General features: G+C 50.6%; 13 protein-coding genes. 4 read left to right on the top strand and 9 right to left on the bottom strand.

Annotated features, from left to right (window positions below; all coding sequences use genetic code 11):
- Window positions 1-63 precede the first annotated feature (63 nt).
- Window positions 64-1,332 (bottom strand): serine hydroxymethyltransferase, encoded by a 1,269-nt coding sequence (gene glyA, locus ACJJIV_RS14105; protein WP_252083354.1) that lies wholly within the window; start codon window positions 1,330-1,332, stop codon window positions 64-66.
- 755 nt (window positions 1,333-2,087) lie between these two features.
- On the opposite strand from glyA, the gene ACJJIV_RS14100 reads away from it, so the two are divergent.
- Together ACJJIV_RS14100 and ACJJIV_RS14095 are read left to right on the top strand one after the other, a co-directional pair.
- Entirely contained in the window at window positions 2,088-2,663 is a 576-nt protein-coding gene (locus tag ACJJIV_RS14100; protein WP_444882795.1) for a hemerythrin domain-containing protein, read from the top strand.
- A gap of 40 nt (window positions 2,664-2,703) precedes the next feature.
- Window positions 2,704-3,144 (top strand): SpoIIAA family protein, encoded by a 441-nt coding sequence (locus ACJJIV_RS14095; protein ID WP_444889371.1) that lies wholly within the window; start codon window positions 2,704-2,706, stop codon window positions 3,142-3,144.
- 97 nt (window positions 3,145-3,241) lie between these two features.
- On the opposite strand, the gene fnr (ACJJIV_RS14090) is transcribed toward ACJJIV_RS14095, so the two are convergent.
- The 3 genes from fnr (ACJJIV_RS14090) to ACJJIV_RS14080 form a co-directional block, all read right to left on the bottom strand.
- Window positions 3,242-3,973, bottom strand: a complete 732-nt coding sequence (gene fnr, locus ACJJIV_RS14090; RefSeq protein WP_444889370.1) for a fumarate/nitrate reduction transcriptional regulator Fnr — start codon at window positions 3,971-3,973, stop codon at window positions 3,242-3,244.
- A 253-nt stretch (window positions 3,974-4,226) separates the two neighbouring features.
- The gene (locus tag ACJJIV_RS14085) at window positions 4,227-5,096 is read right to left on the bottom strand and encodes an SDR family oxidoreductase (RefSeq protein WP_444889369.1); all 870 of its coding nucleotides are present in this window, start codon (window positions 5,094-5,096) and stop codon (window positions 4,227-4,229) included.
- A gap of 52 nt (window positions 5,097-5,148) precedes the next feature.
- Window positions 5,149-5,325 carry a hypothetical protein gene (locus tag ACJJIV_RS14080; RefSeq protein ID WP_444889368.1) on the bottom strand — a complete coding sequence of 59 codons (177 nt, stop codon included), beginning with the start codon at window positions 5,323-5,325 and terminating at the stop codon, window positions 5,149-5,151.
- 25 nt (window positions 5,326-5,350) lie between these two features.
- Between ACJJIV_RS14080 and ACJJIV_RS14075 the strand changes: the two genes are divergently transcribed.
- Window positions 5,351-6,355, top strand: a complete 1,005-nt coding sequence (locus tag ACJJIV_RS14075) for an adenosine deaminase (protein WP_444889367.1) — start codon at window positions 5,351-5,353, stop codon at window positions 6,353-6,355.
- 110 nt (window positions 6,356-6,465) lie between these two features.
- On the opposite strand, the gene fnr (ACJJIV_RS14070) is transcribed toward ACJJIV_RS14075, so the two are convergent.
- The 5 genes from fnr (ACJJIV_RS14070) to ACJJIV_RS14050 form a co-directional block, all read right to left on the bottom strand.
- Window positions 6,466-7,191, bottom strand: a complete 726-nt coding sequence (fnr, locus tag ACJJIV_RS14070; protein WP_444882801.1) for a fumarate/nitrate reduction transcriptional regulator Fnr — start codon at window positions 7,189-7,191, stop codon at window positions 6,466-6,468.
- 73 nt (window positions 7,192-7,264) lie between these two features.
- Window positions 7,265-8,647, bottom strand: coding sequence for an oxygen-independent coproporphyrinogen III oxidase (gene hemN, locus ACJJIV_RS14065; RefSeq protein ID WP_444889366.1), 1,383 nt, complete (start codon window positions 8,645-8,647; stop codon window positions 7,265-7,267).
- A gap of 124 nt (window positions 8,648-8,771) precedes the next feature.
- Window positions 8,772-9,467, bottom strand: a complete 696-nt coding sequence (locus tag ACJJIV_RS14060) for an OmpW/AlkL family protein (RefSeq protein ID WP_252083363.1) — start codon at window positions 9,465-9,467, stop codon at window positions 8,772-8,774.
- A gap of 382 nt (window positions 9,468-9,849) precedes the next feature.
- Window positions 9,850-10,758: a 3-hydroxyisobutyrate dehydrogenase gene (gene mmsB / locus ACJJIV_RS14055; protein WP_444889365.1), complete on the bottom strand. Its 909-nt coding sequence runs from the start codon at window positions 10,756-10,758 to the stop codon at window positions 9,850-9,852.
- A gap of 57 nt (window positions 10,759-10,815) precedes the next feature.
- Window positions 10,816-11,922: an enoyl-CoA hydratase/isomerase family protein gene (locus ACJJIV_RS14050; RefSeq protein WP_444889364.1), complete on the bottom strand. Its 1,107-nt coding sequence runs from the start codon at window positions 11,920-11,922 to the stop codon at window positions 10,816-10,818.
- Window positions 11,923-12,103: 181 nt separating this feature from the next.
- Between ACJJIV_RS14050 and ettA the strand changes: the two genes are divergently transcribed.
- The gene (ettA, locus tag ACJJIV_RS14045; protein ID WP_444889363.1) at window positions 12,104-13,768 is read left to right on the top strand and encodes an energy-dependent translational throttle protein EttA; all 1,665 of its coding nucleotides are present in this window, start codon (window positions 12,104-12,106) and stop codon (window positions 13,766-13,768) included.
- Window positions 13,769-14,133 lie beyond the last annotated feature (365 nt).

The following is a 14,133-nucleotide window of genomic DNA, read 5'->3' as shown; positions in this document are numbered from 1 at the left end:
GCACACTGTGATACAGCCATAAAAAAAGCGGCTCACCGAGCCGCTTTTTCTAGCAAAGCTAAATTAGGCTTTCTTGTACACAGGAAACTGTGCACAGATCTCCAGAACTTTTTGCTTCACATCGGCGATGGTGGCTTCAACATCGCCGCCTTCCAGTGCGTCCAGGATATCGCAGATCCAATGGGTCAGCTGCTGGGTTTCCTTCACGCCGAAACCGCGCGTGGTAATCGCCGGAGTACCGACACGCAGTCCACTGGTGATGAAGGGAGAACGCGGGTCATTAGGCACCGCATTTTTATTCACCGTGATATTGGCATTGCCCAGGGCCTCATCGGCATCTTTACCGGTGTATTCCTTACCGATCAGGTCCACTAGCATCAGGTGATCATCGGTGCCGCCAGAAACGATATTGATACCGCGGTCGAGGAAAGTCTCCGCCATAGCGCGGGCATTCTCTACCACCTTCTTCTGATAAGCCTTGTACTCTGGGCTCATGGCCTCCTTAAAGGAAACCGCTTTGGCCGCGATAACATGCATCAGCGGGCCACCCTGACCACCGGGGAATACCGCGGAGTTCAGTTTTTTCTCGATCTCTTCGTTGGCACGGGCCAGGATAATGCCACCGCGCGGTCCGCGCAGGGTCTTGTGAGTGGTGGAGGTCACCACATCGGCGTGGGGAATTGGCGATGGGTATTCACCAGCGGCAACCAGACCGGCTACGTGGGCCATATCTACAAACAGGTAGGCACCCACTTTGTCGGCGATTTCGCGGAAACGCGCCCAATCCATGACGCGGCTGTAGGCGGAAAAACCGGCCACGATCATCTTAGGCTTGTGCTCCAGAGCCAGACGCTCCACTTCCTCGTAATCCACCTCACCGGTTTCCGGGTTCAGGCCGTACTGCACCGCATTATAGATTTTGCCAGAGAAGTTGACGCGGGCACCGTGGGTCAGGTGGCCGCCGTGAGCCAGGCTCATACCTAGCACGGTGTCGCCGGGGGCGCACAGGGCTTGATATACCGCCGAGTTGGCCTGGGAGCCAGAGTGCGGTTGTACATTGGCGTAATCCGCACCAAACAGCGCCTTGGCGCGCTCAATCGCCAGGGTTTCCACTTTATCCACATACTCACAGCCACCGTAGTAGCGTTTGCCCGGATAACCTTCTGCGTACTTATTCGTGAGGCTGCTGCCCTGGGCTTCCATGACTTGTGGGCTGGTGTAGTTCTCGGAGGCGATCAGCTCAATGTGGTCTTCCTGGCGAGAATCCTCTTCGCGGATAGCTTCCCAGATTTCGGGATCGTAAGAAGCGAGCGTGACAGATGAATCAAACATGGTGTTCCCTCGGTAATGCGGGCTGAGTAGAGACTGGTGTAACTCGGTACCACTGTGCTCAGGCCTTGCAACTTGGCCTCAGGCGCCAACAGGCCCCACTGACTACTCAAAGAATCCTGAGCATTTTAGAAAGGCGCGCATTGTACACCAAGGTCACAGGGATTGCGCGAAAACCAAAACCCGGCCAGTTAGCCGTCTTTTGGACTATTGATTGCCTTAGAAATGAGCAATTCAGGGGCCGGACTCATAAGCCACCTCGTTAAAAGCTTGCTTTCCTCAAATACCTTGTCACTGCTGGCCCTTAAACTAAGCCAACATCAAAACCATACTAGGATCACCAGTCACTGCCTCATTCTCACACCAGTGACTTATACCCACCGTCACCAGCTTGTGTGGACCGGTAGGACACCAATAATAATGTATGGCCTATCCTCCTATTGATTTAACCGTTACTCCCCCCCGTAATTAGAGTGCACCACAGCACTCAGCCTCCAAAATAAAAATGAGGAATTAATACTCAAACCCTGTGCGGCAATTAACATGGCTTGAGCCCAATTTCGTTATCTCACAGCCTTTGTATGACTCTAACTCGATAACTGGTTTTGAATAATTTTTAAAAATGGTGCCCTCTAATTTCTTTACTGCGCCAAAATCCTCAGGTTGTACCACTTTTTTTTCGCTACTTGATCCACATCAATTCCTCTCTCGAGTCTGCTGGCAACAATAAGCTTCGAAACTGATCGCGGAGGTCTGGGATGAACAACATCTACCGACAACTCTGTTTAGACCATAAAAATATGCAGCAAATGCTCAATGCCTTTGAGCGCTTGTTACAGGACCTTTTTGGAACTCATGAGCGAGACCCTAACACCCTCTCTCTGATTCTTGACGCACTGGATTATTTTTCTGTTTACCCAGATAAATATCATCATCCGGTAGAAGACTTGATTCTTGCTCGCTTGCTGACCAAACCTGTGCATGACCGAAGTGCTATTTATGAAGCGCAGATGCAGCACGAAAAAATTGCTGCAACCACCAAGCATATGTGTGCACTTTTCTATGCCGTAGCCAATGACGCCATGGTTGAGAGGAGAGTGTTACAAGGAGCTAGTAATAGCTATTTGCAGTTACAGCGAAATCATATTGAGCTGGAAAATTCTGCGATTTTCCCTCAAATAGAGCAATATCTACAGGTAGAAGACTGGAAACAAATATACAGACAGGTCAAGCAGTTAAAAGATCCTTTTTTCGATAAAAACACCAGAAATGTATATGAATCTTTACGCGAATATCTGACTCAACCAGAAACACCCTCACAAGTATTTGCTTAAGATGACCGGGTCATTTCACAAACTATAAAAAGGCGGAGACATGAAAATCAAGCGTCACGGAATCTCCATTGGCATGGAGAGAATTGATGATGATTTCTTCCTGTACATCAAAGCTGTTGGGCAGTTGACCCATGAGGACTACGAATATATAACGCCTTTGCTAGAGTATGCTCTTGAGGGCGTTAAAAAACCAAAGGTACAAATGCTGATTGACTTGCGGGATTTTGAGGGCTGGGGTCTGCACGCGATTTGGGATGAATTCAAGCTAACCCTTAAACATGGCAATGAATTCTGCCGCATTGCTGTACTTGGGGATGAAGGCTGGCAACAGCTGGCCACCAAAGTTGGAGGATGGTTTGTAAGTGGCGAAGTGCGTTACTTTGAGAAGCAGCACGAGGCCATGGACTGGCTGTCACAAGCACCGGAAGAAGTAGAGAAAAAAGGTGCAGAAAAGGAATTAGCTTTCTCCACACACTCCTGATAAGTAGTGGATTCCGGGGGCGTTTTCGCCCCCTTTTTTATTTTTTAATGCTCAAACCCTTATCCTTTCCAGAAAATTTTCGCCACTTCAAAGGCTTCTAAACCTCGCCCTCATAACCACAGTGGGTTCCCGCTATTTCACTAAGCCCCAGTAAATTTTGAATCTGCACTACCCTGCCATTTACTTGGATAACCCCCTGCTTTTGAAAGCGAGTAAACAGACGACTCACCGTTTCTGCAGTTAACCCTAGGTAATTGGCAATATCTGTACGCGACATTGAAAGGATAAATTCATTGGGGGAATAACCTCGACAGGCATAGCGACTGGAAATATTCATAAGCAATGCGGCAAGGCGAGTATCTGCAGAACGCTTGCCAAGCAGCATTAAAATTTCATTCTCCTTGCGCAACTCTTCGGAAAAAATGCTGTAAATCTGTTGCTGCAGGGCCGGAACCTGTTGCGCTAGTACTTCCAGTTGAGCAAAAGGCAGGAGACAGACACTGCTGTCTTCTAACGCCTCGGCATAGCTAGAGTGAACACGGGTACTATAAGCATCGAGGCCAAGTAATTCTCCCGGCAGGGCAAAATGTGTTATCTGGGTATCACCATCTGCGGCAATTACTACATTTTTAAAACTGCCAGAGCGAATCGCGTAGAGATTTTGAAATGAATCGCCAGCCCGGTAGAGAGATTCTCCGGTCTTAATGACCTTCTTTTTTCCAGTAACCTGTTCGAGGCGATCAATCTCTGCCAGAGACAGGCCCGCAGGCAAACAGAGACGCCTGACAGAGCAATTACTGCAACTTACTGGCACTGGTGAATCAGCCATACCCAAATCGCCGTTTAACAATATAGGAAAATTGTAACGGCATTATTGAAAAGCGTCGCCACTCAGAAATAAAACACTAAATATTAAAAAATTAGTATCGAGGCTAACCATCTTTCTAAAACAACGGACCAATATATACTACGTTTACACAATTTCAGACATTACTCTTCTACATAAAAATAATGACTAGCGGGTGCTCCTGGGCTTATCTAAATAAACAAAGCCCTGCGAAAACAATGAACTTTTCGGTAAATCATTGATTGGCAGATAACAGGGTATCTATCACCATTTTCCGCTGAGCTTTACCACTTGGATCTGCATGCGTTTTATAAGCACAAAATTCATTGGCCCAAGGAGAAGTACGGACCCGAACCGGTGGATCTTCACTTTCAACAACATCTAAAACTACCTGCGCCACCTGCCCGGCACTCTGATAAAGACGGGCCGTTTGTTCTGGTGTGCGCCTCTGGATACCACTCAGATATTGTTCGAATAAGCCCTGGTAATCTCCTTCTGGCACACCACCACCCACTTGCAGTTGAGATAAAACACTGTTGGCAAATTCAGAGTAAATGCCGCCAGGTTCAACCGCAGTGAATTGAATGTTAAAGCTGGGCTGGATATAGCTAGCCATAGCCTCTGTGTACCCCTCTACAACAAACTTGGCAGCACAATAAAGTTCATTAAACGGCTGCCCCACTAACCCACCCACAGAAGAAATGTTGATAATCCGACCGCTGCGCTCCTTTCGCATATGGGGGAGTACTGCCTTGGTGCAACGCACTACCCCGTGGAAGTTCACATCCATAACCCACTGTGTCTCTGCCTCTGAGGCCATTTCGGTGGTTTTCACAAAGCCGGCACCGGCATTGTTGACCAAAATATCGATACGCCCCTGCTCCTCAATAATGGTATTCACAGCATGTTGAATACTTCCCGTATCCTGCACGTCTAGCGCTAAAACCTTGAGCTTGTGCCCAAGCCCGGCATCTTTCAGCAGTGGGCCCGCTTTGTCCAAATCCCTCATGGTGGCGTAGACAACATACCCCCGCTTCGCCATTTTGGTGGCCAAACTCTGCCCCAAACCTGTCGATGTTCCCGTAATCAGTACTACCCTGCCCATAGGTCTGCTCCAACACTCAGAAAAAGTACACTGCTTGGTATATATTACACTTTCAACCCACAAGGTAAACCGTATGGTTTACTTTTCTGTAGTCTTGCGGCTTCACCAACCATGCCCGGGCCAGCAGGTTAGCGAATGGCTTTTCAGCCATAAGGAAGAAGCTGTTACCATTACCACCAATTTTTCCGGCTGTTGAATCGATGCCTCCGGCCCGGGTAACAGCTCCCACACTTATCTCCAATACAGTTATTACTATGAGCATCGCCGATCTGGATTTTATTAAGACTCTCCCCAAGGCAGAGCTGCATTTGCACATTGAAGGCTCGCTGGAGCCAGAACTAATGTTCGAGCTTAGCCGGCGCAATAAAATTGAAATCCCCTTTTCCAGTGTTGAGGAAATTAAGGCTGCCTATAAGTTTCACAACCTGCAGTCCTTCCTGGATATTTACTACCAGGGAGCCTCGGTCCTTATCCATGAACAGGACTTTTACGATCTAACCATGGCCTACTTGCTGCGCTGTCGTGAAGATAATGTTGTGCACACTGAAATTTTCTTCGACCCCCAAACCCATACAGAAAGGGGTATTGATATCGGTGTGGTTATTCGGGGCATCCACAGCGCTCTAAAAGATGCCGAATCTGAGTGGGGAATTAGTAGCCACCTGATTCTCTGCTTCCTGCGCCACCTGAGTGAGGAAGAGGCCATCACTACTCTGGAATCCGCCAAACCTTACCTGGAATTTATTAAGGGTGTTGGCCTGGACTCCTCAGAACTGGGACATCCCCCCAGAAAATTCCAGCAAGTCTTTACCATGGCTAAAGAATTAGGCCTGGAGAGGGTCGCTCATGCGGGGGAGGAAGGGCCAGCTGAATATATTAAAGAGGCCCTGGATTTACTCGATGTAAGCCGCATAGATCACGGCGTGCGCTGTGTGGAAGACGAGGCTCTGATTGAACGACTTATCGATCAGGAAATTCCCCTCACTGTATGCCCTCTGTCCAACACCGCACTGTGTGTTTACGAAGATATGAGCCAGCATCCCATATTACAGTTATTGGAGCGCGGGCTCTGTGTCACGGTAAATGCCGATGATCCCGCCTATTTCGGCGGTTACGTAAACCGCAATTACCAAGCACTGAGTGAAAGTCTTGGCATGACCAAGAAACAGGCAAAACAGCTGGCTATCAACAGCTTTAAGGCCAGCTATATGTCTCAAGCCCAACAACGAAAATGGGCCGAGGTCATCGCCGCTATTTAATTAAGGCTACTCTAACGTAAATAATTTGAAAAATTTTATAGGGCCTGCTAATTATTTAGCCTGGGCCCTTTTAATCAACTAAGCTTATCAAACTCTGATAGAGTGCTTAATCAGTCTTCATCGTAACCGTAATGGGTTCCGGCCAGTTCACTGAGACTGATCATATCCAGTATTTCCACCGCCCGACCACTTACCTTAATCAGCTTTTCTTTTTGAAAACGCGAAAATAATCGACTTACAGTTTCTGCAGTTAACCCAAGATAATTGGCAATATCTGTGCGCGGCATGGACAACACAAATTCACTATGCGAATAACCGCGGCGGGCATAGCGGCTGGAAATATTAATCAGCAAAGCCGCTAAGCGGGTATCAGCCGATCGCTTGCCCAACAGCATTAAAATATCATTTTCCTGACGCAGCTCTTCAGAAAAAATACTATAAATCTGCTGCTGCAACGCGGTGACCTGATTAGCCAGTAATTCCAGCTGGGTAAAGGGCAACAGGCAGACACTGCTGTCTTCCAGCGCCTCAGCGTAACTGGGGTGTACGCGGCTACTATAGGCATCCAGCCCCAACAACTCACCTGGCAGGGCAAAATGAGTGACCTGCGTATCGCCATCCGCTGCGATAACCACAGTTTTAAAACTGCCTGAACGAATAGCGTAAAGGTTTGCAAAAGGATCACCGGAGCGATACAAGGTCTCACCGGCTTTTACAATTTTCTTACGGCGCGTAACCTGCTCTAGTCGATCGATATCTGCTTGAGATAACCCCGCAGGCAGGCATAAACGTCTAACCGAGCAGTTGCTGCAACTAACCGCTACTGAGGAATCCATCATACTAAACCAGTCGGTAAACTAATTTGCGGCTATTGTACCCGCTGTGAAGACAATCGTCTCCTGTAGAACATTAAAGAACACGAGAATATTGCGCATCAGTTTGCTGACTGTGTAAGTAAATATCAAAAGCCGAGGCAACATTGCGTACAAACCAGCGCCCCTGCTCCGTGACGCTGATCTTTTTTTCATCCTGATAAATAAGACCATCCTCAAACATGGGTTCCAGTCTTTTAAGCTCCTGGAAAAAGTATTGATTAAAAGGTACGCCAGTGCGACGCTCAACCTCAGTTTTATCCAGGCTTAACCGGCACATCAGTTCAGTAATAACCCACTGACGCAACTTATCTTCATCACTCATTAACCAGCCTCGACACGAAGCATTACCCCGCTCAGTCACGGCCTGGGTATATTCTTTCAGACGGTGCAGGTTCTGCCAGAAACCATTACGGCTGTAGCTGATTGCCGAAGCCCCCAGTCCAACTAACGCATCGGCGGGCATTAATGTGTAGCCTTGGAAATTTCTCTGCAACATCCCTGCATGAGCAGCCTTGGCCAGCTCATCTCCCGGCCGGGCAAAATGGTCCATACCTAGGAATTCATAACCGGCCTGGCCCAAGTGCTCTACCGCAGCCAGCTGCATTGCTACTTTTTCTGTGGCAGAGGGAATTAGTTCCGTATCGATAAGACGCTGAGCTTTAAAACGATGGGGTAAATGCGCATAGTGATAGAGGGCAATACGATCCGGCTGTAAATCTAGCACCTTATCCAGGGTGCTGTGCAAACTGCTGAGGTTTTGTTTGGGCAAACCATAAATTAAATCATAGGAGATAGATTCGAATCCCCGCTCACGCGCCGCAACCGTTAATTCAGTCACCTGGTCGGCACTGCAAATTCGGTTGATGGATCTCTGCACCTCGATATCAAAATCCTGCACGCCCAGGCTCAGGCGATTAAATCCGAGCTCTCTTAGGGTATCCAAGGTCTCCAGCTCCAAGGTGCGTGGATCGGCTTCAATACTGTACTCCACTCCAACGCCTGGGCGTAAATCAAAAATCTCACCCAGCCCTTCCATCAAACGGCGCATATCTCCATCGCTGAGGAATGTGGGAGTACCACCTCCCAAGTGCAACTGGGTGACCGGTACCTGGGCCACTTTGTCCCGATACCAGCGAGCTTCCTGCAAAAGATTATCCAGATAGCTGGAGGCGAGGCCGTATTGGGAAGTAATTACCTTGTTGCAAGCACAGAAATAACAGAGAGAACGGCAAAAGGGGATATGCACATACAGGGATAAGCTGCGAATATTTTTAAGTGCATCCCAAGGTTTGATACTGCCATCCAGAGGTTTAAATCTATCGGCTGTGGGATAAGAGGTGTAGCGCGGGCAGGGGCCACTGTATCGGGATAAAAGTTGTTCTGATAGGCCACCTATAGTGCTTTTAGTCTCTTGCATCATATTTCTACAACCTCAATCAATTGTTTGCGACAGCCTCCCGCACAAACTAAAAGGCAGTCGCCGAGCTCCCACTTGGAAAAACGCAACGACTGCCACACTCCAAAACTAGAGTGCTGCCACCTTAGAAGCGGTAGCCGAGACCCGCCATATAAACCAGCGGATCGATATCTACTTTAGCGGTGACATTGCCCACACCAGGTACCTTTACGGTGGCGTCGGTATCAATATCCATCCAGAACACGGACATATTAAACAACCAGCGCTGATCTGCACCGAAGGCGAAGTCGATACCCGCTTCAGCCGCCAGACCGAAGGAATTATCGAGAGATAGCTTTGCGTCGTCAGTAGCCCCTAGGGTTTCAAAGACCGCATTAGCAGTACTGCTGATTTCCTCATCGAAGAAAGCGGTGTAATTCACCCCCAAACCAATATAAGGCTGGATCGCGGACTGAGTATCCATGGGATACCACTGCACCAGCAAAGTAGGCGGCAGATGCTTGGTTTCACCCAGCTCAAAAGTTTCACCCAGACCTTCAGCTTGAATCTCATGCGTAAAAGGGGTGGCGGCTACTAGCTCAAGACCCCAGTGATCACGGAACATATACACACCGGTTAGGCCCAGAGCGGAGCCGTCATCCACATCTACCCCGGTGCCGTCTTGCTTAGCTCCACCAACATAAAGCGCGCTGGAACTGGTGTCGGGCGCTACTGTGGCCATACCACCGCGCAAAATAAAGCTGCCCTCTTCGTAGGCCAGTACTGGTGCAGAAAGTACGGCTGTCAGGGCGGCTGTCGCACAAGCAGTTATACGATTCATTAACTTCTCCATATAGCGATTTAGCATTTTTCCCGACTTTGGAAGGCCCCCTCCAGGCACAATCACAAGTCGCAGGCAGGTTAACCGCTGGCCGCAATCGTGAGCTTGATCCAAATCAAGCTGTAGAATTTCGCGGAATTAAAAGCAGCGTATTGCCCATAACACTTGTCTTGCCAATCATCAGATGGCCTTCCGAGCGGGGCAGCGAAGATAGCGATAGGGGGGTAATGAAGGAACGGCTAGGGGGCTAGTAATTGGTACCTATTGCCAATTTTGCGAACTGGTCCAAATTTTTAACGTTAGGCGACACTGAAGCAAAGCTCCCTCTCTGGTACTGGCCAGAAACAATCAACTGAGGAGGGAGCCCGCGGAAGCTAGATACCTACCAGGTCAGACCACCTGCCGGGCGGCGGAACATATTCTGGATACTGGAGAAATCCAACTTCTGGTTTTCATCACTGGCTCCGTGTAGCTGATAAAGGTTTTTTGCCAGAGCCCCCATAGGCGTGGAAGAGGCACTGGTAGTTGCAGCATCCATGGCGAGCCCCAGGTCTTTCAGCATTAACGCCACGGTGAAACCACCAGAGTAACCATTTGCCGCAGGTACATTCTCCATAGCACCTGGGTAGGGGTTGTAATTGGCCAGAGACCAATTGTTGCCAGAGCTCTGCATCATGATCTCGCTCAGGACCTTGGGGTCCAAGCCTTTGTCGACCCCCAACTGCAGGGCTTCGGCGGTACCGGTCATATGGATCGCCAGAAGCAGGTTGTTACAAATTTTTGCCACCTGTCCTGCCCCAGCCGAGCCGGCGTGAAAAATCTTGGCGCCCATCGCCTGTAACGGCGCCCGCGCGGCATCTACTGCCGCTTCTTCACCTCCACACATAAAACACAAGCTACCAGCCTGAGCTGCCGCGGTACCCCCTGAAACTGGCGCATCAATGGCGAGTAGGCCCCGCTCAGATGCGGCCTCATTTACCAGGCGGGCATCTTCTGCAGAGATGGTTGAGCAATCGATAATCAGAGTATTCTCAGCCAGGCGGTTCAGCAGCCCCTCTTCTCCCAGATAAAGCCCTTTCACCGCCGCACCACTGGGCAACATCGAGACCACAATGGAAGCCCCCTCAGCCGCCTTCATTGGGGAGTCGCAGGGCCTACAGCCATCTTCTTGCGCCTGCGCCAGAGCCGTGGGATTGAGATCGAAAGCCGCCACACTAAAACCGGCTTTCACCAGATTGGCCGCCATAGGGCCGCCCATATTCCCCAGACCAAAAAAGGCTATTTTTTCCATAAAAGCCACTCCATATTTTGTTGTTGGTATCCCGTGCGCAAAGCGGCCCGGGTCGCTTTATAAATCCGCAAGCGGATGCGCCCTGCTCCAGGGAGCAGTAAAACAGCTCTCCAGCTGTTGTGGACTAATTTCCTCCAGGCTAAGAGGCCGCCACTTTGGCGTGCGATCCTTGTCAATCAATAGAGCCCGCACCCCCTCCTTGAAATGACCACTGGCACAGAGGTTTACCGCAAGAATCAGCTCCATCCTAAACACATCGGCCAGAGACAAGTGGCGCGTACGTCGCAACTGCTCCCACACCACCCAGGGGGTCAATGGCGAACCACCGGCCAGAGTAGTGGCGGCACGCTGCAGCCATTTATCCATTCCTTGGTAGGCGCTGATTGCCGCGCAAACCTCAGGCAGGCTGGCAAAGTCGGTAAGCTGTTGAATCTGGTCGTAGTGTTCACGCAGCTGTGATTCCGGCCGCTGCAATGGGGAGAGTTCGCAACTTTTAAGGCAATCGCTTACAAGGCGGTGGTTAAACGCACTACTGGCCGAATAATCCAGCGCCGCCAGCGCCGCCAACACGGGCTCGCGCTGATCCTGGGCAATAATACGGTCGGCCATACCGGCAAATAGGGCATCGGCCCCATTAAACTGAGCCCCTGTCAGCCCCAGGAAAAGCCCCAGGCGACCCGGCATACGGTTCAGGAACCAGCTTCCACCCACATCGGGAAATAAGCCGATAGTGATTTCCGGCATCGCCATACGTGTGGTTTCAGTCACAATACGGTGGCTGGCACCTGCCATAATGCCGATACCACCGCCCATCACAATACCACCCCCCCAGACCACAATCGGCTTCGGATAAGTGTGTATTTGATAATCGAGACGATATTCACGAGAGAAGAATTCAGTTGTGTAACTATATTCCGGCGTCTCACCGTAGGCGGCCGATTGCTCATACAGCGCCACTACATCGCCCCCAGCACAGAGGGCTTTATCTCCACTGCCTTCTATCCACACAGCGGCCACGTCATCGTCATGCGCCCATTGACCTAGTTGCGCTGAAAGCAGATCAATCATCTGCAGGTTGAGCGCATTAAGTGCCTTGGGCAGGTTGAGGGTCGCGATCGCCAATGCGCCGCGCCGGGAGAACAACACCGGGGAGTCCTGATCCATTGCTATCTGTCTTATTGCTCTTGTACTAATTAGCGTCGCAGTTAAGCACAGATCAGATTCAACGTCAGCCACACGCGAGTACAACGGCGACATGCTCTGCGGCGCGGTTGCACTTTTTACGCAAACTGATAAGTTGCGCGCAAAATCTGAGCGATTGCAACACCCAGTTACGGAACCCCAAATGGCTGAATACGTATACACCATGAACCGGGTGGGCAAAGTAGTGCCCCCCAAACGTGAAATTCTGAAGGACATTTCCCTTTCCTTCTTCCCCGGCGCCAAAATCGGCGTACTCGGTCTCAACGGCGCAGGTAAATCCACCCTGCTGCGCATTATGGCTGGGGTCGATCAGGACTTTAACGGCGAAGCCCGCGCAATGCCCGGCATCAAGGTCGGCTACCTGCCCCAGGAACCGCAACTCGATGCCAGTAAGAATGTGCGCGGCAACGTAGAGGATGGTGTACGCGAAGCCATTGACGCCCTCGCCGGCCTGGAACAGGTCTACGCCGATTATGCCGAGCCCGACGCGGACTTCGATGCCCTGGCTAAGAAACAGCAACAGTTCGAAGACATTATCCAGGCCTGGGACGCCCACAACCTGGAGCACCGCCTGGAAGTCGCCGCAGACGCACTGCGCCTGCCGCCCTGGGATGCGGACGTAAACAATCTGTCCGGCGGTGAAAAACGCCGTGTGGCCCTGTGCCGCCTGCTGCTGTCCCGCCCGGATATGCTGCTTCTCGACGAACCCACCAACCACCTGGATGCAGAATCCGTATTCTGGCTGGAGCGCTTCCTGCACGATTTCACCGGCACTGTGGTAGCCATCACCCACGATCGCTACTTCCTCGACAATGTTGCCGGCTGGATTCTGGAACTGGACCGCGGCCACGGCATCCCCTGGGAAGGCAACTACACCACTTGGCTGGAACAGAAAGAAAAGCGCCTGGAGCAAGAGCAGCGCGGCGAACAGGCTCGCGCCAAAGCTATGCAAAAGGAACTCGAGTGGGCCCGCCAAAATCCCAAGGGCCGTCAGTCCAAGAACAAGGCCCGTTTGTCCCGCCTTGAAGAAATGCAGTCCCAGGACTTCCAGGCCCGCAACGAGACCAACGAAATCTACATTCCGCCCGGCGAGCGTCTCGGCGACAATGTGATTGAGTTTAAAGAGGTGTGCAAAGGCTTCGGCGAGCGCCTGCTGATCGACAACCTGTCTTTCCGTGTGCCCAAGGGCGCGATTGTAGGTATCGTCGGCGGTAACGGTGCCGGTAAGTCCACCCTGTTCCGTATGATCAGCGGCACCGAGCAGCAGGACTCCGGCGAGATCAAGATCGGGGAAACCGTTAAGGTCGCCTACGTTGAGCAAGGCCGTGAGAATCTGGATGACAGCAAGACCGTATGGGAAGCCATCTCAGACGGCCACGATATGCTCAAGATCAACAATTACGAAGTGGGCTCGCGCAACTATGTTGGCCGCTTTAACTTCAAGGGCAGTGACCAGCAGAAGCGCGTAGGCGAACTGTCCGGTGGTGAACGCGGACGCCTGCACCTGGCCTATACCCTCAAGCAGGGCGCCAATGTACTGCTGCTGGACGAACCCTCCAACGATCTGGATATCGAAACCCTGCGCGCCCTGGAAGAAGCCCTGCTCAACTTCCCCGGCTGTGCCCTGGTAATCTCGCACGATCGCTGGTTCCTGGACCGCGTTGCCACCCATATCCTCGCCTATGAGGGTGAGAGTGAAGCGGTCTTCTTTGAAGGTAACTACACCGAGTACCACGAAGACTTCGTGCAGCGTAAAGGTGAAGATGCCACACCGCATCGGATGCATTATAAGAAGCTGAAGACCTAAGAATAATAAAGCCCGCGTAATGCGGGCTTTATACTAGCTCGATATTAATTCAAATTACTACTCCAGCTTTTTTAATTGCCGGCAGATGGAGCCGAATCAAATCCATCACTAGGACTCACTTGAATATAATTTTCGACTTGCTTTATGTTCTCTTATTGTAAAATTTAAGATTTAAAAAAACCACGCGTTAAACCGCCAGCTTTATGCAGCACAGCAGTTTCACTCTGATCTCATTATCTTTTTACCATTTTTTATATTCAAAATAAGCTTTAAAATATCCAACAGCTGAATCAATTGCAGTTTCTGGATCAGGCTTAATGTCGACCTTAATACTCACACCTCCCCTTTTTGGATAGGATCCGCCT

It is taken from the genome of Microbulbifer mixtoriginis (SeqCode) (genome assembly GCF_052466765.1).
The sequence above is the reverse complement of the archived record's forward strand: the minus strand, read 5'-3'. Positions and strand labels throughout refer to the sequence as shown.